Source organism: Rhodococcus sp. C-2 (assembly GCF_027854095.1).
GTDB lineage: Bacteria > Actinomycetota > Actinomycetes > Mycobacteriales > Mycobacteriaceae > Rhodococcus_F > Rhodococcus_F qingshengii.
On record NZ_JAQGFI010000005.1, the window covers coordinates 255,335 to 274,007 of the forward strand.

The 18,673-nt window shown below is 61.5% G+C and carries 20 protein-coding genes and 1 tRNA gene; 15 read left to right on the forward strand and 6 right to left on the reverse strand.

Going from position 1 to position 18,673, the window contains the following annotated elements; all coding sequences use genetic code 11:
- Nucleotides 1-44 precede the first annotated feature (44 nt).
- The 4 genes from PCS43_RS12750 to PCS43_RS12765 all read left to right on the forward strand — a co-directional run bounded on the left by PCS43_RS12750 (nucleotide 45) and on the right by PCS43_RS12765 (nucleotide 1,523).
- Nucleotides 45-584, forward strand: coding sequence for a tRNA adenosine deaminase-associated protein (locus PCS43_RS12750; protein ID WP_003943823.1), 540 nt, complete (start codon nucleotides 45-47; stop codon nucleotides 582-584).
- A complete protein-coding gene (locus PCS43_RS12755; RefSeq protein WP_003943976.1) occupies nucleotides 585-1,046 on the forward strand; it encodes a nucleoside deaminase in 462 nt (153 codons plus the stop codon). It abuts the gene before it with no gap.
- A 138-nt stretch (nucleotides 1,047-1,184) separates the two neighbouring features.
- The gene (locus PCS43_RS12760) at nucleotides 1,185-1,376 is read left to right on the forward strand and encodes a CsbD family protein (RefSeq protein WP_003943869.1); all 192 of its coding nucleotides are present in this window, start codon (nucleotides 1,185-1,187) and stop codon (nucleotides 1,374-1,376) included.
- A gap of 56 nt (nucleotides 1,377-1,432) precedes the next feature.
- Nucleotides 1,433-1,523: transfer RNA gene (locus PCS43_RS12765), tRNA-Ser, on the forward strand.
- A gap of 52 nt (nucleotides 1,524-1,575) precedes the next feature.
- Here PCS43_RS12765 and PCS43_RS12770 read toward each other — a convergent pair.
- Nucleotides 1,576-3,063, reverse strand: coding sequence for a DUF1254 domain-containing protein (locus PCS43_RS12770; RefSeq protein ID WP_245361525.1), 1,488 nt, complete (start codon nucleotides 3,061-3,063; stop codon nucleotides 1,576-1,578).
- A gap of 98 nt (nucleotides 3,064-3,161) precedes the next feature.
- A complete protein-coding gene (locus tag PCS43_RS12775; protein ID WP_003943953.1) occupies nucleotides 3,162-3,335 on the reverse strand; it encodes a hypothetical protein in 174 nt (57 codons plus the stop codon).
- Between the two features lie 245 nt (nucleotides 3,336-3,580).
- Here PCS43_RS12775 and PCS43_RS12780 point away from each other — a divergent pair, with 245 nt between their 5' ends.
- The 3 genes from PCS43_RS12780 (at nucleotide 3,581) to PCS43_RS12790 (ending at nucleotide 5,077) form a co-directional block, all read left to right on the forward strand.
- A complete protein-coding gene (locus tag PCS43_RS12780) occupies nucleotides 3,581-4,264 on the forward strand; it encodes a YceI family protein (RefSeq protein ID WP_020968178.1) in 684 nt (227 codons plus the stop codon).
- A gap of 123 nt (nucleotides 4,265-4,387) precedes the next feature.
- The gene (locus tag PCS43_RS12785) at nucleotides 4,388-4,738 is read left to right on the forward strand and encodes a YidH family protein (protein WP_003943804.1); all 351 of its coding nucleotides are present in this window, start codon (nucleotides 4,388-4,390) and stop codon (nucleotides 4,736-4,738) included.
- The gene (locus PCS43_RS12790) at nucleotides 4,739-5,077 is read left to right on the forward strand and encodes a DUF202 domain-containing protein (protein WP_003943794.1); all 339 of its coding nucleotides are present in this window, start codon (nucleotides 4,739-4,741) and stop codon (nucleotides 5,075-5,077) included.
- Here the strand turns inward: PCS43_RS12790 and PCS43_RS12795 are convergent.
- Nucleotides 5,043-5,984 carry a sterol desaturase family protein gene (locus tag PCS43_RS12795; protein WP_047271543.1) on the reverse strand — a complete coding sequence of 314 codons (942 nt, stop codon included), beginning with the start codon at nucleotides 5,982-5,984 and terminating at the stop codon, nucleotides 5,043-5,045. The genes PCS43_RS12790 and PCS43_RS12795 overlap by 35 nt on opposite strands.
- A 128-nt stretch (nucleotides 5,985-6,112) precedes the next feature.
- Between PCS43_RS12795 and PCS43_RS12800 the strand changes: the two genes are divergently transcribed.
- Nucleotides 6,113-6,568, forward strand: a complete 456-nt coding sequence (locus PCS43_RS12800; RefSeq protein WP_003943908.1) for an RrF2 family transcriptional regulator — start codon at nucleotides 6,113-6,115, stop codon at nucleotides 6,566-6,568.
- A gap of 12 nt (nucleotides 6,569-6,580) precedes the next feature.
- On the opposite strand, the gene PCS43_RS12805 is transcribed toward PCS43_RS12800, so the two are convergent.
- Nucleotides 6,581-7,690 carry a GGDEF domain-containing protein gene (locus PCS43_RS12805; RefSeq protein ID WP_209910975.1) on the reverse strand — a complete coding sequence of 370 codons (1,110 nt, stop codon included), beginning with the start codon at nucleotides 7,688-7,690 and terminating at the stop codon, nucleotides 6,581-6,583.
- A gap of 250 nt (nucleotides 7,691-7,940) precedes the next feature.
- On the opposite strand from PCS43_RS12805, the gene PCS43_RS12810 reads away from it, so the two are divergent.
- The 5 genes from PCS43_RS12810 (at nucleotide 7,941) to PCS43_RS12830 (ending at nucleotide 15,586) form a co-directional block, all read left to right on the forward strand.
- Nucleotides 7,941-8,570 (forward strand): TetR/AcrR family transcriptional regulator, encoded by a 630-nt coding sequence (locus PCS43_RS12810; protein WP_209910980.1) that lies wholly within the window; start codon nucleotides 7,941-7,943, stop codon nucleotides 8,568-8,570.
- A gap of 71 nt (nucleotides 8,571-8,641) precedes the next feature.
- Nucleotides 8,642-10,996 (forward strand): MMPL family transporter, encoded by a 2,355-nt coding sequence (locus PCS43_RS12815; protein ID WP_042447716.1) that lies wholly within the window; start codon nucleotides 8,642-8,644, stop codon nucleotides 10,994-10,996.
- 114 nt (nucleotides 10,997-11,110) lie between these two features.
- Nucleotides 11,111-12,844: an ABC transporter ATP-binding protein gene (locus PCS43_RS12820; protein WP_003943950.1), complete on the forward strand. Its 1,734-nt coding sequence runs from the start codon at nucleotides 11,111-11,113 to the stop codon at nucleotides 12,842-12,844.
- Nucleotides 12,841-14,772, forward strand: coding sequence for an ABC transporter ATP-binding protein (locus PCS43_RS12825; RefSeq protein ID WP_270923045.1), 1,932 nt, complete (start codon nucleotides 12,841-12,843; stop codon nucleotides 14,770-14,772). The genes PCS43_RS12820 and PCS43_RS12825 overlap by 4 nt, the downstream gene beginning before the upstream one ends.
- Before the next feature lie 70 nt (nucleotides 14,773-14,842).
- A complete protein-coding gene (locus tag PCS43_RS12830) occupies nucleotides 14,843-15,586 on the forward strand; it encodes an IclR family transcriptional regulator (protein ID WP_007731643.1) in 744 nt (247 codons plus the stop codon).
- A gap of 5 nt (nucleotides 15,587-15,591) precedes the next feature.
- Here the strand turns inward: PCS43_RS12830 and PCS43_RS12835 are convergent, their stop codons facing one another.
- Together PCS43_RS12835 and PCS43_RS12840 are read right to left on the reverse strand one after the other, a co-directional pair.
- On the reverse strand, nucleotides 15,592-16,773 hold the full coding sequence (locus PCS43_RS12835) for a multidrug effflux MFS transporter (RefSeq protein ID WP_054780783.1): 1,182 nt from the start codon (nucleotides 16,771-16,773) through the stop codon (nucleotides 15,592-15,594).
- Nucleotides 16,774-16,780: 7 nt separating this feature from the next.
- Nucleotides 16,781-17,632 carry an alpha/beta fold hydrolase gene (locus tag PCS43_RS12840; RefSeq protein WP_007731641.1) on the reverse strand — a complete coding sequence of 284 codons (852 nt, stop codon included), beginning with the start codon at nucleotides 17,630-17,632 and terminating at the stop codon, nucleotides 16,781-16,783.
- Nucleotides 17,633-17,733: 101 nt separating this feature from the next.
- Here PCS43_RS12840 and PCS43_RS12845 point away from each other — a divergent pair, with 101 nt between their 5' ends.
- Both PCS43_RS12845 and PCS43_RS12850 read left to right on the forward strand, forming a co-directional pair.
- Nucleotides 17,734-18,219 (forward strand): FAS1-like dehydratase domain-containing protein, encoded by a 486-nt coding sequence (locus PCS43_RS12845; RefSeq protein ID WP_007731639.1) that lies wholly within the window; start codon nucleotides 17,734-17,736, stop codon nucleotides 18,217-18,219.
- Nucleotides 18,216-18,614 carry a hypothetical protein gene (locus PCS43_RS12850; RefSeq protein WP_021332874.1) on the forward strand — a complete coding sequence of 133 codons (399 nt, stop codon included), beginning with the start codon at nucleotides 18,216-18,218 and terminating at the stop codon, nucleotides 18,612-18,614. The genes PCS43_RS12845 and PCS43_RS12850 overlap by 4 nt, the downstream gene beginning before the upstream one ends.
- Nucleotides 18,615-18,673 lie beyond the last annotated feature (59 nt).

Below are 18,673 nucleotides of genomic sequence, written 5' to 3' on the forward strand. Positions count from 1 at the left end.
GCTCGGACTTCACTCACTGGCACCAGGCGGGCTACCGTTGCGCCATGGGTGCACAGCGCGCGGGTAACAAGAGCGCCTCTTCGAACCAGTCGGAGGAGCTTGAAGGCTTCGGTGTCGCGGTGGTCCGTGAAGAGGGGCGTTGGACGGTCAAGGCACTGACGCCCGACGCGTTGACCTCGCTCTCGGCCGCCGAAACGCAGCTGCGTGAGCTGCGAAGTTCGGGTGCCGTCTTCGGTCTTCTCGACGTCGACGACGAGTTCTTCATCGTGTTGCGTCCGGCGCCGTCGGGCACGCAGTTGCTGATTTCCGACGCGACCGCCGCCATCGACTACGACATCGCGGCCGACGTCCTCGACGCCTTGCACATCGAGATCCCCGACATCGACCCGGACGACCTCGACGATGTCGAACCCTGGGAAGAGGGCGATCTGTCCGTGCTGGCCGATCTGGGCCTGCCGGAACCCGTGCTCGCCGTCATCGCGGCCGAGACCGATCTCTATCCGGACGAGCAGTTGGGGATGATCGCGCAGCGACTCGGGTTCGCATCCGAGTTCGGCGCAGCGCTCGACAAGCTCCCGCGCTAGATGACTCTTGCTGACGATCAGCGCATGATCCGTGCGGCCATCGTGGCCGCACGTTCCGCCTCCGACGCAGACGTCCCGGTCGGGGCAGTGGTGTTCGACGCAGACGGCGTCGAAGTTGCTCGGGCCTCCAATGCCAGGGAAGCGTCGTCCGATCCGACCGCGCACGCCGAAATCCTCGCGTTGCGTGCTGCCGCGAAAACCTACGGTGACGGCTGGCGCCTGGAAGGTGCGACGCTTGCCGTGACCCTCGAGCCATGCACGATGTGTGCGGGCGCTCTGGTCCTCGCCCGGGTTTCTCGGGTCGTTTTCGGGGCGTGGGAGCCGAAAACCGGAGCCGTCGGATCATTATGGGACGTAGTTCGAGATAAAAGATTGACCTATCGGCCGCAGGTGCGCGGCGGGGTCCTCGAGGACGAATGCGCTGGGCTTTTGGAAGATTTCTTCCGCGAGCAGCGGGCCTGAATTCGGTATTCCCCATCGAGAGTGATCGCACACTCGGGTAGCCGGATCCATCAATCGAGGGCATGGTGGAGGCAGATGCCGTCAGGGCATCGGCGGATCGTCGGAAGGCGATTCGTTCGCGTTCACAGAGGAGTACTCATGGGAATCGCAGACAAGGCTCAGAACAAGGCCGAAGACCTCGGGGGCAAGGCCAAGGAAGCTGCTGGCAGCGCTACCGGTGACCGGGACCTCGAAAACGAAGGCAAGGGCGACCAGGTGAAATCGGCCGTCAAGGATGCAGGCGAGAAGGTCAAGGACGCCGCTTCCAGCATCAAGGACAAGCTCACGTAATACCGCTCCACCTGGCGATTTCAGCCACGGGCACTCCATCCGGTAAAGTCACCAGCGGTGGCGTGTCCGAGCGGCCTAAGGAGCACGCCTCGAAAGCGTGTGACGGGTAACCCCCGTCCGAGGGTTCAAATCCCTCCGCCACCGCCAAAGCTCCCCACCTGTTCACGCAGGTGGGGAGCTTTTTTGTGCTTGGTGGCGCCTATAGTCCCGTTGCTCGGACGACGTCAGGGAATCGGTAGGTTTCATCGAGGACTGATTTGTCGGGGACATAGCTGCGAATGATCAGTCGAAATTCGTCGTGCGGAGCGGGTAGCCAGTTGGCACGAGCATCCGGATCGGTCGGCTCGTCGTGAGACAGGTGCAAGGTGAGCTTCCCGTCACGAAAGACGAGATCGCCCGCGTCGAGATTGACGGTGCCGAGGTTGACGCGGTTACCGGGTGCGTCGGCGAGCATAAATGCGTCCTTGTCGTACATGGTCAGAGACCAGAAGCCGCCGCGACTGCGGTCGACGGGTGGGAGTGCGTCTTCTGTGAAGGTCATGGTGTACCGCTCGCGGCCGTGGAGTAACGCTCCGTCGTGGTCGGTACCCCGGATGAGGTAGACAGCCTCGTGAAAGTCGTTGACGTAAATGTAGATGACGGCCGCGAGCGCCCGTCCGAACCAGTCGGTGCCCCACAGGCCACTGTTGCGTTGCCGTTGCCATCCATTGCCTGCGTCGACCCCGGTTTGGACGTAGCTCGCCGATTGATGGAGGGCGACGTCGGCGCGGAGCGCGGCGCGGTCGAGCAGCGCTCGGTACGACTTGTCCGAACGATGCAGTGCGACAAGCGTCTTGGCTTGATCAGCCATCGGGGTGTCTGCTGCGCCCATGGTCGGGTTGAAATCGAGCGTTGCTGCAAGATCGGTCCAGAAAGATTCCGGCTTCACCCATTGAGGTCGACTGGCGTCGGGATCGGCCGCCAACATTTCGGCGGTGACGCCCTGAGGGTAGATCGAGTTCGCGGCGTGGGCCTCGTAGCCGAAGGCCCGCGGGCCGGGTCGATCCTCGCTGAACGGGTACATGCCGATCTGGTCGAGCACCGACCGCGCCTGCTGCTTGGACGCCTCGGAACGTGCTGCGAAACTGCGAGGGAAGACACCAGCCACGTTCGTCGGTGATCGAAGCACATCGAGGAAGTCTTCCGGCAACTCGCCATCCCAATCAGGTCCGACCAGAAGGAACTTTCCGCCGGGAGTGCCTGTCGCCGAACCAAGTTGGTGAGTCACATTTGTCAGCACGTCGACGATCTGGATAGTCCAGTAATGGCCGTCGGGTACCTCGGTCGGGGTCTGTATCACTGCGGTTTCGTCGGTGAGATCGGCGAATCCTGCGCCGTAGATCGTGTCGTTGTTGGGTGAGACGACCCACCGCTGCGCCGGGCTCATGTAGTCGGTGAGGGCACCTGTGTAATTTTTGGCGGCGCCTGGCAGAAGGCCGAGTTGGAGTCCGGTCTTGCCATCCATGATCTCCCACATGTTTGTACGGCCGAAGGTGTCCACAGCTGGATAGCCCCAGTAATAGACGATCCGGGCGAGGGCTTCCACGTAACTCTCAGCGGCGAGCGTTGCTGGAACTCCGGCCGATCTAGCCAGTTGAGCGTGTGCCGGCGTGAAACCTTGTGCGATTGAGTCGGTCGGGGAGTCCATGAAGTCATGGTGCCGGTGACCGTCCGCTGCATCATCACCCTTGCGGGGTGAACCGGTGAGGAAATCGAAAACCGGTTCTGTGTGCGCAATTCGAACGTTCAGGAGCGGCGGGCGATCCACTCTGCAGCGGCGGCATCGATGTCCTGCTTCAGCTTCTCGAAGAACGAAGGTGGCGGGGTGGGGATCAAATCTGCTGCGGTAGTGAGGGATCGACTGAGGGCGATCCGACGCTCGCGTAACTCGTCGTCGGTCAGGAGCGTCAGGTCCGCCATCGCGAGCTCCCTCGATCGGTGTGATTCGTGTTTCGGGCAGACCGTGCGCATCGGGATCGATGCATGATTCGATGCGCACGGCCCAGGCATTCCAGGCTGGGGGCCGGAATGCACAGTCGACTTTACCAAATGATTACTAATGGCTGTAGATGTGGCTCGCCTTCGGTGGTCGTGGAGCACTTTCACAGGGTTCTCCCAGGTCGTAAGTCCTGACAACTGTTGAAGCTGCAACTATCGTCGAGCCCATGAAAAAGATCTGGTGGATCGGCGGAGCAGTAGTTGTGGTCGTACTCGCCCTGCTTGTGGGGCCGTGGGCGTACGGGAAATTCATCGCTGAAGACGATGCGCCGGCGGCCGTGGTATCCACTCAGGGCGCAGAAGCGGCGTCCGGATCGATCGACGGGCAGTGGACCGTCGTCGCCGGGCAGGGGGACAACCAGACGGCAGCGGGATACACCGTGCACGAGATTCTGAACGGATCGAGTGTGACCGTCGTCGGAACCACCGGCGAGGTGAGCGGAAACGCGGTTGTCGAGGGTGAAAAGCTCACTTCCGGCGAAGTAACGGTGCAGGTGGCAAGCATCAAGACCGACTCGGATCGGCGGGACGGCCAGTTCACGGGCAATGTGATGGATACCAGCACGTATCCGACGGCGACGTTCACGATCGACTCGCCGGTGGACTTGTCTGCTGTACCGACGGACGGAACAACGGCGACGGTCACGGTGTCAGGAACGCTGACGCTCAAGGGTCAGTCCAAGCCGGTGTCGGTCGACATGACCGTGCTGCATTCGGGTGATTCGCTGATCGCATCGGGCTCGATTCCGGTCACCTGGACCGATTTCGGAGTCGAGCCTCCGTCCCTCGGTTTCGTCACCGTCGACGGCAGCGGCTCGGTGGACTTCCTGGTCTCACTCGCCGCGAGCTGAATTACGTCCACCCGATTCGCACTGCTTCGGGGCGGGCAGGGAAGATTAAGGACATGACCTTCCTTTCTTCTTGTCCGTTCCGAAGGCAGTGTGCGATCTCTGCCCGGACGGAATGAACAGGTGATGCCCCGGTGGAGACCGTTCCGAACGGGCGAAGACCCCGATCCACGGTTCACTCTCGCCAATGAGCGGACATATCTGGCTTGGATCCGCACTGCAACGGCTTTCGTCGCGTCGGGCGTCGGACTCGAAGCGTTCGGCGGCGACATTCTCAATCCGACGGTTCGATCCGGCTTGGCCGCGTTGTTGCTCGTCGGCGGTGCTCTGATCGCCATCACTTCCTTTGTCCACTGGATCAGCGCCGAGCGTGCACTGCGAACTGAGCGCTCGTTGCCGGTGCCGCTCATGGCGCCGGTCGTCGGCATCGTGCTGGTGATCTGCGCGACCGTCCTGGTGGTCGAGGTCGTGAACTGATTGACCGCGCTGGAACCGTCGGAAGGTGTCAAGCCTCCGGACAAGGGCTTGCAGTCCGAGCGCACATCGCTCTCGTTCGTGCGTACGAGTCTGTCGATCCTCGGCTTGTCTGCCGCCTGTCTGAGATGGTTGCCGCCGTTCGGGTCGGTGGCCCTGATCGGCCCGTCCGTCGCTGCCGTGCTCGTAGTCGCGGTGACGGTCTACGAACGTCGGTCGCGGCCCAGGCGGTTGGCCCAGTTTTCGGCCGAAAAGGCAACGCCCGCTTTGGGTATGGGAGCAACTCTCGCGGTCGCTCTGCTCCTGCTCAGTGCGACGGGGCTGTGGATTCTGCTGAAGTGACCTCGGCTTTCGGCGCCCAGCCGGGCGGGCCGAACACGTAGCCGGCTCGCTGCCGCCACGATGTCGACGCCTTCCAATCGCGAGCAATGGCAGCATATTCGCGCGTTTGGAGCTTCCAGATGTTGTACGTTCCGACCGGCGTCGTGAGTCCGTAGGTGGGCCGGTGGGTTTCGGCTGCGAAGGTTCCGAACATCCGGTCCCAGATGATGAGGATTCCGGCGTAGTTGCGGTCGAGGTACTCGGCGTCGGAGCCGTGGTGGACGCGATGGTGTGACGGCGTGTTGAAGATGAATTCGATGGGCCGCCAGAGTTTTCCGACACGTTCGGTGTGGACGAAGAACTGGTAGACGAGGCTGACGGAGAAGCCGACGAACACCATCCACGGCGGGATCCCGAGGAACGGCAACGGCAACCACATGATGATCTCACCGCTGTTGTTCCACTTCTGCCGCAGTGCGGTGCTGAAATTGAAGTACTCGCTCGAATGGTGAGCCTGGTGTGTGGCCCAGATGACTCGAACTCGGTGTGCGATGCGGTGATACGCGTAATAGAGGACGTCGATTCCGAGCAGCAGGATCACCCAGGTGTACCAGGCAGTCGGCGAGAGGTGCCACGGAGCGAGATACACCCAGATTGCGGAATAGCCGATCAGCGCCAGCACTTTCCAGAAGGTGCTCGTTGCGATCGACACGAGTCCGAGTAGAACGCTGGTTCTGGCGTCGGCGCTTCGGTAGCCGCCCTGTGCCGGCCGTGCGCGTCCGTCGGCGTCGTCGGGATGATCTTCGAGCGCACGGGCCGCGAACCATTCGATTGCGAGGAAGATGACAAACGCGGGGATTGCGAGCGTAACGGGATCATGGAGCGGTTCGAGCAGTGACTTCCATGATTCGAGAAGGGTTTCCCACACGCGATTTGTCCTGTTCTCTAGCTCTGATCGTTACATCATGCATTAAAATGTAACGTCAGGGAACCCTTTGCGGCGAAGAACTCGCAGGTTTGTTGCGACTATTCATAGAACGATGGTAGGAATTGCCGGTGCATATCACCGCGAAGGTGGACTACGCCGTGCGGACTCTGGTCGAGCTCGCGGCAGTTGGTCCTGACCCGGCCAAGGCCGAGTTTCTCGCCAAATCCCAGGTAATACCCCACAAGTTCCTGGAAGCGGTGCTCTCGGACCTGCGGCGCGGCGGCTTGGTCAACAGCCGTCGAGGCCCGGACGGGGGATACTGGCTCGCTCGGTCCGCGGACGAGATCACGATTGCCGACGTCATACGAGCTGTCGAGGGACCGCTGGCTTCGATTCGGGGTCAGCGACCGGAAGACGTCGACTACGGGGGACCGGCAACGCCCCTCAAGGAGGTGTGGATTGCAGTGCGAGTCAACCTCCGTGCTGTGCTCGAAAATGTCACACTCACCGATGTTGCAGGTGGAGAGTTGCCCGAGTTCATTCACGAACTGACGGCAGATCCCGAGGCGTGGAATCGGCGCTGATACAGCCCGGTTTCAGTGTGCCCGTCGACGCGGAACTGCCATAGGAGCAGTGTTCGCGGTGTTGCCTCCCGCGGATTTTGCGTCGTACATCAGATGATCGGCCGCAACGATTGCTCGGGAGAACTCGTTGTAGTCGAACTCTTCCTGATGTGGGATGAAAGGTAGCGTCGCTGCGCCGACGCTGACCGTGGCCAGGGGGTCGTCGGAGGCGTTCACCACGGCTTTGGGGAGCGTCGCGATTCGTTTGCGAAGTCCGTACGGAGTACCGATCATCACAACGGTGAACTCCTCGCCGCCGGTGCGCGCGGCGTAACCGAAACCGTTCACATGCGCCTGCAGGCGCGTTCCGGTCCGGATGATGACGGCGTCACCGACTTCGTGGCCGAACGTGTCGTTCACCGCCTTGAACTTGTCGATGTCGACGACGGCAACAGCAATGTCGGCACGATTTGCCGACGCGACCGACCAGATGCGCTCCGACATGTCCCACAGTCCTCGTCGGTTCAACAGGCCGGTAAGCGCATCCACTTTGGATCCCGTTGCGCGCGCGAGTAATTGCCGCCAGGTGAACTGAATCGTGGCCGGAATGAAGATCACGGCACACAGGACGACGTCCGTGCGTGCGATCACGCTGGTTGTCGAGTAGTCGCCGTTCGTCAGGCCGAGCACCGTCAGGGCGATGACAAATGTCGTGGCAAAGGCGAGATGGAAGGCCAACCAGCGGTAATCGAGAAAATAGGTGAAGTAGGCGCCGGTGGCGACAAAGAGTGCCGCGCCGAAGAGGGCGGCGTTATGGCTGGTGAAGGTGATGAGAACCGAGGCAGTTCCGAGATCCGCCCACAGTCCGTAGAGCTTGAGCATGCGTGAACCTCTGATTCGGCCGACAAACCAGAGAATCGTAGGGATCAGGTTGACGGCCGCAATGCCGACGAGCCAACTGCGCGCAAACGGTCTGTCCGGGCCCTCTCCGCTGAGGAGAAACAGGAACGCCACAATCGAGAAATTGAGTGAGCAGAACCCGATGGTGAGACGGACGAGACGTAGTACGGAGCCTCGTCCGGACTTCGATCCCCACAGCATCACCGTGGACGAAACCGGCCAGGTATGCAGGAGCGGGTCCATCAGATTCCTTCGCCGAGCAAATTACGGTTAATTCACCGCAAAGTATGTCAGGCCATGTTGATTCACGCGTCAACTTGGCAGGGGGCGTCAGGCGGTGGAGTTGCTCGCAACTCTCTCTGTCGCGCTGTTCAGGCATTTGCCGTGCGTGAGTGTGAGGTACGCCTCGAGTTTCCGTGCCGTGTGTTCGATCGCACAATATTGCAGACCTCTGCAAAGTTGCAGAGCTCTGCAAGTTCGGTACCGTGTTGGGGTGATCATCGAACAAGGCCTTCGTGACCGCAAGAAGGCAGCAACCCGTGCCGCACTCAGCGGCGCGGCAGCACGGCTCGCTCGTGCGCTGGGGATCGAATGCGTCACCGCTGACGCAATCGCCTCCGAGGCCGGAGTGTCGACGAGGACGTTCCACAACTACTTCTCCAGCAAGGAGGAGGCAGTGCTCGCCAGTTTCGAGGAATCGGTGAACCTGTGGATCGAGGCGCTTGCGTCACGGCCCGCGGACGAACCAATTCTCGACGTCCTCGAAGAACTTGTGGTCGAAATCGTGAACGACTCAGGTCCGAGTGGGAGTGAGAAGGCAAGTATCTGGCTGCTGTCGGATTCGAGTCCCGCGCTCTACCGGGATGCCGCAGACATGCATCAGCGGATCAACCGTGCAGTCGTTCAGGCATTGGCGGAACGCACCGGTACCGACGCCGAGAAGGACCTGTACCCGACGCTCCTCCTGGGAGCGGTGGGCGGAGCCGCTAAATCGGTGATCGACGTCTGGACTGGCGGAAAGTCGGAGGCTTCCAGTCCGGAAGAGTTGGTTCACGACGCTTTTCGGCAGATTCGTGCCGGGTTGCCCGGGCCGCCGCCTGCCCCTGAGATGTCGCGTCCCTGAGATGTCTCGTCTCTGAGCCCCACACGTAATACCTGTCCACGTACACGCACCGAAACAGCAAGGAGCCCGTCGTGGCCACCTATCTTTATCGGATCGGCAAGTTCGCCTACCGGCGAAAAGGCGCGGTCCTCAGCGTTTGGCTGATAATCCTGGTCCTGATGGGCGTCGGGGCAGCGACTCTGTCCGGCCCCACCAAGGACTCGTTCTCCATTCCGGGAACCCCGGCGCAGCAGGCGCAAGACCTAATGGCGGAGCGTTTTCCCGACGCGCCCAATCCTATGGATTCGCTGAGCGCGCGATACGTAGTGCAAGCTCCGGCAGGCACGACGCTGGCCGATCCGGCGAACGTCAAGGCCATGGACGACATGCTCGCGAGTATTCGTGGCATCGACAAGGTCGCCGACTCTGCCAAGGTGGACCCGGCGACTGCCACTCCGGAACAGGCCGCGAAGGCGTTGGTCAATCCGGTTACCGGCAACGACTCCATGGTTGCGATGTTCAAGGAAAAGGCTGCTGCGGCTGGAACTTCCGAGACACAGGCCGTGGACGACGCGCGTGCGTTGTCGCCGCTCAGTGCCGACGGCACAGTCGGGTACGTCGAGGTTCCGTTCAGCGGTGACTTCGCCGATCTCGATCAGGCGTTGCGTGATTCGATCAACTCCGCAGCCGATGTCGGTCGGGCCGAGGGACTCAACGTCCAGGTCAGTGGTTCTGCTGCTCAGGAAGCGGAGATGCCCGGTGGTGTCACCGAGCTGATCGGTATCGCCGTTGCCGCAGTCGTTCTGGCCATCACGTTCGGTTCGCTTGTGGCCGCGGGGCTTCCGCTCCTCACCGCGATCATCGGTATCGCTATCGGCAGCCTCGGAATCACGGTTGCCACCGGATTCATGGATCTCAGTTCGATGACTCCGACGTTGGCGATCATGATCGGTCTGGCCGTGGCGATCGACTACTCGCTGTTCATCATGTCCAGGTTCAGGCATGAGCTCACCCTTACCGACAACCGTGCCGAAGCAGCAGGTCGCGCCGTCGGAACCGCCGGTTCCGCAGTGGTATTCGCTGGTTTGACGGTCATCATCGCGCTGGTTGCATTGCGCGTCGTCGGCATCCCGTTCCTCTCCGATATGGGTGCGGCAGCGGCCTTTACCGTGCTGATCGCGGTTCTGATCGCCTTGACCTTGCTGCCTGCGATCCTGGGTATGTTCGGACGCAAGGCTTTTGCCGGCAAGATTCCCTTCCTCAGCAAGCGCGCTGAGGAGTCCGAAGACGAAGATTCGGGCAAGCCGAAGTTGGCTCTGCGCTTCATCAGTGCCGTCGTCCGTCGTCCGCTCGTGCCGCTGATCGGTGGAGTAGTGCTTCTGGGCGCATTGGCTCTGCCCGCAACGGGATTGAGCCTGGCACTGCCGTCGGAGGCCACCGGTGACCCGGCGACCAGTGCGCGTCAGGCATACGACCTGATCGACGAGGGCTTCGGTGACGGTCGCAACGGACCGCTCATCGCCGTTGTCGACGCCAAGGATGCCAGCGTTCCCGCCGGGGAGGCCTTTGCGGAGGTCGTCTCGACCATCTCGGGCTTCGATGACGTCCAGAACGCACAGGTCGTCGGGGTCAACGAGGCCGGTGACACCGCGCAGGTACTGATCACTCCGAAGAGTGGTCCGACCGACCCCGCCACGATGGATCTGGTGTCCAGCCTTCGTGGAGCCGAAGGCGGACTCAACGATTCGATCGGCGTCAGCTACGGCATCACCGGTCAGACCGCACTCGAAGGCGACGTCTCGGACACGCTGAAGGATGCATTGGTGCCCTACCTGGCCGTCGTCGTCGGCCTTGCATTCATCTTGTTGCTCTTGGTGTTCCGTTCGATCCTGGTTCCGCTGACGGCGACGCTCGGCTTCCTGCTCAGCGTGCTCGCGACCTTCGGTGCGACGGTGGCGATCTTCCAGCACGGTTGGTTGGGCATCATCTCGAACCCGCAACCACTCGTGAGTTTCATGCCGATCTTCCTGATCGGTGTGGTGTTCGGACTCGCGATGGACTACCAGGTGTTCCTCGTGACGCGTATGCGTGAGGAGTACGTCCACGGCGCGAGCGCGAAGGAGGCCGTGACCATCGGCTTCAACCATGGCGCCCGGGTCGTCAGTGCGGCCGCGGTCATCATGATCTCCGTGTTCGGTGCCTTCATCGCGGAACCGAACTCGTTCATCAAGTCGATCGGCTTCGCGCTTGCCGCGGCGGTGTTCTTCGACGCCTTCATCGTGCGCATGGTGATCATCCCGTCCGTCATGGCACTGCTCGGCGACAAGGCGTGGTGGTTGCCGAAGTGGCTGGACAAGATTCTGCCGAACGTCGACATCGAGGGTGAGAAGCTCAGCAAGGCCCTCCGTGAAGAAAAGGAAGCGGAGCTTCAGTCCGCATCTGCTTGATCTCTGCTGTGCGCCTTTATTAACCCCCCGCGGTTAATAAAGGCGCACAGCAGTTTTTGTGTATCGAAATATCCAGCGGCACATGTCGGCCAGGATTGGTAACCTTCGCTCACTATGCTGATCAGGCTGCTGCGCACTTATCTGACGCCGTACCGGGGTGAACTCACGGGCGTTGTCGTCCTGCAGTTTATTTCGACTATGGCGGCCCTTTACCTTCCGAGTCTCAACGCCGACATCATCGACAACGGCGTGACGAAAGGCGACACCGGCTACATCCTCTCCACCGGCGGGATGATGCTGATGGTCACGCTCACGCAGATCCTGTGCTCGGTGGGTGCCGTCTTCTTCGGTGCGCGAGTCGCCATGGGCGTCGGACGCGATCTCCGGGCTTCGGTGCTGCATCAGGTCGGGACGTTTTCGGCCCGAGAGGTCGGGCACTTCGGTGCGCCTTCGCTGATCACCCGCAACACCAACGACGTCCAGCAAGTGCAGATGATGGTCGTGATGAGTTGCACCATCCTCGTCATGGCGCCGATCATGTGCGTCGGCGGCATCATCATGGCTCTGCGCCAGGACCTGAATCTGTCCTGGATCCTGGGGATCAGCGTCCCGCTGCTCGTAGTCTCGATGGGTTTCCTGATTGCCCGGATGGTCCCCGGATTCAGGGTCATGCAGGGCCGCCTCGACGCCGTCAACCGTGTTCTTCGCGAACAGATCACGGGCATCCGTGTCGTCCGAGCGTTTGTACGGGAACCGTACGAGGTAGAGCGTTTCGGCGATGCCAACCGTGAGCTGACGGAGACTGCACTCGGCGTCGGCCGCCTCATGGCACTGATGTTCCCGCTCGTGATGCTGATCAGCAATGTCACCAGCGTCGCGGTCATCTGGTTCGGTGGCCATCAGATCAACGAGGGCTCGATGCAGATCGGCTCGCTCACCGCGATGCTCAGCTACATCATGCAGATCCTGATGGCCGTCATGATGGCCACCTTCATGGCGGTGATGCTGCCGCGTGCGTCGGTGTGCGCCGAACGTATCTCCGAGGTGCTCGACACGGATTCGTCGGTGATTCCGCCCGAGAACCCGGTCCGAGAACTGAAGGACCCGGGAGTCGTCGAACTTCGTGGCGCTCAGTTCCAGTTCCCCGGAGCCGAGGAACCTGTATTGCGCGACATCACGTTCCGTGCCGAACCCGGCAAGACGACGGCGATCATCGGCGGCACCGGATCGGGAAAGACCACTCTGCTCAACCTGATTCCGCGATTGATCGACTCCACCTCCGGATCGGTATCGGTGGGCGGCGTCGACGTCCGCGACATCGACACGGAGCTGCTCTGTTCGGTGATCGGTCTGGTCCCGCAGAAGCCGTATCTGTTCTCCGGCACTGTCGCCACCAATCTCCGCTACGGAAACCCCGAAGCTACCGACGAATGGCTGTGGGAGTGCCTCGAGATCGCCCAAGCTGCCGACTTCGTCCGCGCCATGCCCGAAGGCCTGGACACACCGGTGGCACAAGGCGGTACGACGGTATCGGGCGGTCAGCGTCAGCGACTCGCCATCGCCAGAGCGTTGGTGCGTAAGCCACAGATCTATCTGTTCGACGATTCCTTCTCGGCACTCGACCTCACTACTGATGCGAGGCTGCGTGCGGCGCTCCGGCCGGTCACGCAAGACGCCTGCATCGTCGTTGTCGCGCAGCGTATTTCCACCATCGTGGAAGCCGATCAGATCATCGTGCTCGACGACGGCGCCATCGTGGGGATCGGCACGCACGACGAACTCGTGGTCAGTTGTCCCACCTACGGCGAAATCGTCGCCTCTCAGCTAGCCGTACAGGACGCATCATGAGCAATCGACCGACTTCCTCGCCTCCCATCGGCCCGCCCGGCGGCGGCGATCCCACAAAGAAGGCCATGAACTTCGGCCCTTCGCTCAAACGTCTCCTCGGTCGCTTGAGCCCCGACAAGCCGATCGTCGTCCTGATCTTCGCTTTGGTGACGGCAAGCGTCGTACTTTCCTCGATCGCGCCGAAGATCCTGGGAAACGCCACCAACCTGATCTTCGACGGCATCGTCAGCAAGCAACTCCAGCCGGGGACGACAAAGGAACAGGCTGTCGAAGGATTGCGCGCTTCGGGGCAGGGTCAGCTCGCCGACATGGTGTCCGGCATGGCAGTTGTGCCTGGAACCGGAATCGATTTCGACGCAGTCGGCAAGGTCTTGATGATCGTGCTGCTGCTGTTCGTCTGCGCGTCGCTGTTCAGTTGGCTGCAGGCGTATCTGCTCAACATCGTGGTCCAGCGAACCGTTCGTCGTCTGCGTGAGGACGTCGAGCAGAAGATTCACCGACTTCCCTTGCGGTACTTCGATACCCATGCCCGCGGTGATGTTCTCTCACGCGTGACCAATGATATCGACAACGTCGCGCAGAGCTTGCAGCAGACGCTCAGCCAGTTGGTCATGTCGGTGATGACCGTCCTGGGCATTCTGGTGATGATGCTGTGGATCTCACCGCTGCTCGCCTTGATCGCGGTGGCAACTGTTCCGCTGTCGATCATGGTGACGGCGTTTATCGCGAAGCGTTCACAGAAGCACTTCGTGGCGCAGTGGAAGAGCACCGGCGGAATCAACGCGCAGGTCGAGGAAGCATTCAGCGGCCACGAGTTGGTCAAGGTGTTCGGTCGCCAGCAGGAGGTCGAGGAGCGCTTCCGCAAGCAGAACGAGGATCTGTACGAGTCCAGCTTCAAGGCGCAGTTCATTTCCGGTCTGGTCATGCCGGCCGTGATGTTCCTGGGCAACCTCAACTACGTCGCCATCGCAGTGGTGGGTGGCATGCGCGTCGCATCCGGAACGATGACGCTCGGCGATGTGCAAGCGTTCATCCAGTACTCGCGGCAGTTCACCCAGCCGCTCACGCAGATAGCGTCGATGACCAATCTGCTGCAGTCCGGCGTCGCTTCGGCCGAGCGGGTCTTCGCGCTGCTCGACCAAGACGAGCAGTCGGAGGACCCGAAGAGCGCGAAGTCGCCCACGGTCGACAAGGGGCGCGTCAAGTTCGAGAACGTCACCTTCAGTTACAAGCCGGAACAGCCGCTGATCGAGGACCTGTCCCTGACTGCCGAGCCGGGCCAGATGGTTGCGATCGTCGGACCCACCGGCGCAGGCAAGACCACCCTCGTCAACCTCATCCTGCGGTTCTACGAACTCAATTCGGGCCGAATCACTTTGGACGGCATCGACATCGCCGACATGACGCGAGACGATCTGCGCTCACGGATCGGCATGGTTCTGCAGGACGCATGGCTGTTCGGTGGAACCATCCGCGAGAACATCGCCTACGGCAAGCCTGGTGCCACCGACGAGGAGATTCGTCGTGCGGCCGAGATGAGCTACGTCGACAAGTTCGTGCACTCTCTGCCTGAGGGTTACGACACGGTCATCGACGAGGAAGGCAGCAACGTCAGTGCGGGCGAGAAGCAGCTCATCACTATCGCCCGCGCCTTCATCTCGCAGTCGTCCATCCTGATCCTCGACGAGGCGACCAGTTCGGTGGACACGCGCACCGAACTGCTGGTCCAGAGCGCCACCGCGGTTCTGCGCAACGACCGAACCAGCTTTGTCATCGCGCACCGTCTTTCGACAATTCGTGATGCGAACCTGATCGTGGTGATGGAGGAAGGCCGGATCGTGGAGCAGGGGAGCCATGAGGCTCTGCTCGAATCCCGCGGCGCGTACTTCCGTCTGTACAACAGCCAATTCGTGGGCGCGGAGATCTGATGCCTCAGTAGACTGGAGCAGACTTGGTCCGCTGGGTGGACCACATTCTGTGTACTGGAGGCGCTCGGCGATGCATTCGTTGCTGGGGAAAGCGCGCCTGATACTCGATTCCTTCGATGCGGATTCGGGTGCGCTGTCGCTGACCGAACTTGCGAATCGGAGTGGTGTTGCGAAGGCGACGGTGCATCGAATAGCCGGTGAACTGGTGTCTCTTGGTCTACTGGAACGGGTCGGAACCAAGTACAGGTTGGGGTTACGGCTCTTCGAACTGGGGCAGTTGGTTCCTCGTCAACGTATTCTGCGCGAGGTGTCCTTGACGTATGTGCAGGATCTTCACGCGGCGACCCGGGAGACGGTTCACCTCGCGATTCGCGACGGCCTCGATGTTCTGTACATCGACAAGATCTCCGGTCATCACGGGGTGGACCTGCCGTCGCGGGTGGCTGGCCGGCTGCCGATGTATGCCACGGCAACCGGCAAAGCGATACTCGCGTACTCACCGGATTCCGTTTTTCGAGCGGTAACAGGCAACGGATTTGTCGAGTTCACCGATCGGACGGTGAACTCGGAAGACGGGTTACGTAGGCAACTCGACGCTGTTCGTTCGCAGCAGTTGGCGGTCGAGACCGAGGAGGTTCGCCTGGGAACATCGAGTATCGCTGCCCCGATCTTCGGTGGACTTGGTGAAGCAGTTGCCGCGATCGGTGTGTCGAGTCCGCGGTATCGAATGGACACCGAGCGTTTTGCCGAACCGTTGCGCGCGGCGGCCGAAGGGATCAGCCGGAAGGTATCGGTTCTCGAACGCTCGGCATAACCGTTTTATCGACGCACGCAGAGCAGCGCGATCACGCCGAGAACCGAAGCCCCGGTCATGGAGATGGCCACGGCAAGACTGGTGTTGCCGAGAAGGCCGACGATGGGCGCAACCACAGCGGCAGCGCCGAACTGCGCAAATCCGATCAGCGCGGCTGCTGAGCCTGCGGCTTCTCCGTGACGGGACAGTGCAACCGCCGGTGCGTTGGGCATGACAAAACCCGTTGCGCAGAGCATCAGCAGGATGGGGACGGCAAACCCGACGAATCCCCACGAGTTGGTGGCGGCAACAACAACAAATGCAGCGCCGACGGCACTACTGCCCCACATTGCCCAGATCGTGATGGAATTCGGCGACCACCGGCCGAGAAGCACGACGTTGAGCTGGGACGAACCGATCAGAACGACGGCGCCGCCGGCAAAGGCAAATCCGTATGCGGTGGGGCTCAGTCCGAACTGTTCCTGCATCACGTAGGACGACGCGGCGATGTACGACCACAAAACGCCGCGGCCGAGACCGCACACGAGCACCAACACCATGAAGTGGGCATCCTTGCCGAGCGCAATGTAGTTTCGCGCGATGGCGCCGATGCCCTTGCCCGACCGATTCTCGGGTGGAAGTGTTTCCGGCAGCGATACTGCCGCGAGTGCGATCATCGCGATGCCCAGGATGAAGAGAGCGAGAAAGACTCCGCGCCACTGTGTTACGGACATCAGTGCCCCGCCGATGGAGGGGGCCAGGATGGGCGCTACGCCCATGACCAACATCAGCCGCGAAAGTACAACTGCCGCATCGTGTCCGGTGAATAGATCACGAACGATTGCCATCGCGATCACGCCTGTCGCGGCGGCGCCGAAACCTTGAAGGGTTCGCAGCGCAGTGAGGACTTCGATGGACGGAGCAAAGAAGCAGGCCAACGACGCGCCGACGTGAATTACTGTGCCCACGAGCAGGGGACGTCGACGTCCGTAGATGTCGGACAGTGGGCCGATGAGCAACTGGCCGAAAGCCAGACCCAGCAGTGTGCCCGTCAGGGTCAGCTGAACCATCGTGTCCGACGTGCCGAATTCCTGCGTGATCTGTGGCAGCGCAGGAAGATACATGTCGACGGTGAACGGCCCGAGGGCGGTGAGAATTCCGAGAAGCAGTACCAATCGGATCCGTGCACCGCCCGTCGGGGCGATCACCGTTCGTTCAGTTGTGCTGTTGGTCAAGGAAACCCGAAACTACACTGTAGTAGTCGTATGGTCGTTCTTCCTGAAGATGATGCGACGCCTTGTCCATGATGTAGAGATGGCCATGGGGAATCATCCGCGCAAGCATGAGCGGGTAGTCCGGGGTGAGGAATGCGTCGTGCATGCCCCAGGCGAAGAGCGTCGGCGCCTGGATCTGGCCGAGTTCAGCTGTGAGATCCTGCCAATCGCCACGAGGTGAGTCCGCCGAGGCAGCCAGGGCCATTTCTTCGGGGTCGAGACTTTGCTCGTATCGCATCTGGAGGGTTTCGGCGGGCAACTTCGATCCGTCGAACCATTCGAGACTGGTGATCAAGGTGCGGAGTTTTTCGAGGGTGGGGCCGGTGCCGCCGTAGTAGACGTCGCGGGCGTTGCGGCCACGACGGCCATCCTCGGGGAGCGGCGCGAGTGGACCGTAGAAGACGGGCATGCTGCCCGTGATCACCAGGGAGCGAACGCGTTCCGGGTACTTTGCCGCAAGATTGAGCGCTATGGTGCCGCCCCACGAGTTGCAGACGAAGTCTGCGCGTTCGATTCCGAGTTCGTCGAGCAGGGCAACCACCTTGGCGGCGTGGAAGTCCCACATTGGGCCGGCGATGGTGCACTTGTCGGACCGACCGTATTGCAGCAGATCAACGAGAATCGCTCGTCGATCCGAGGCGAAGAGCGGTGCCACTGGCCCGAAGTCGGACCACGCAGTGCAGCCGGGGCCGCCTCCGTGCAGGAAAATCGTGGGGTCGCCCTCGCCGAGGTCGTAGTAATGGAATGTGACGCCATCTGCTTTGGCGTACAAGCTCTTCGGTTGATCAGCCATGGCTATACCTGACCTCGAGGTGAGCGGTATGGGAAGTATCGCGGTCCGGCAGGCGAACCCGGTTCGTGGCTGTGAGACTTCCGAATGCCTAGCGTGCTGGCATGAGAACAGAACTCGAGCACGCGCGTGATCGCGCGGAGGCGATGATCGGTACGCGGGAAACGCGAGAGTTGGGAACGGTGCGTCCGGCGGAGTCGGTTGCGTTTGCGGTTGCCACCGCCGAGACGGACCCCCGGTTTCTCGACCCGGAGCACCCGGCATTTGCCGTCCATCCGATGTATCTGCCTTCGCTTTTGCGAGGACCGCAAGGTGGCTCCGATCGAGAGTATCGAGCAGACGGCATGTTCCGTGACGAAGTGCCGGGCACAGACGGTATCGACGTGCGCTTGATGGCCGGCGGGCAGAGTGTGACTTTCTTGCGACCGGCCCCGCTGGGTGAGGCTGTCGTCGTAGGGCGAGTACTCGATACCGTGACGACCAAGGGCCGGGCTCCGGACGAGTTTCTGCTGCTCTCGGTCACCAAGACTTACCGGGGTGCGCAGTCCGGCGCATTCGCCGAGGTCGTCGAGAAGTTCATCGTCCGATGACCGAAACAGTAGTCGTGGGCACGCCGATCGAATCGGTGACCTTGGTCTGCGATCCGGTTCGGATCCTTCGATTCGGGGCGTCGACGCACAATTCGCACCGTATTCACTACGACGCCTCCTATGCGCAGACGGAGGGGTTGTCCGCACCGGTGGTCATGGCCCAGTTGCAGGGCACGCTGTTCTTTCGTGCCGCGTCACACTTTGCCGGTGGATACGAAGGAGTTGTGTCCGTCTCCTGGCAGAATCGTGCGCCCGCGCCCGTCGGAACCACACTCGAGGTGTCGGGTGAAGTGTCCCAAATCGACAGTGACCAACTAACTTTGGCATTGCGGGAGCATTCGGACAATGGCGTGCTGTGTGCCGTCGGAACCGCTGTGGTGGTCCGGGTCTGCTGAGCGAACCGAATCCATTGGCGTAGACCGCAATCTCACCCAAGATCTGTTTCATTCAAACG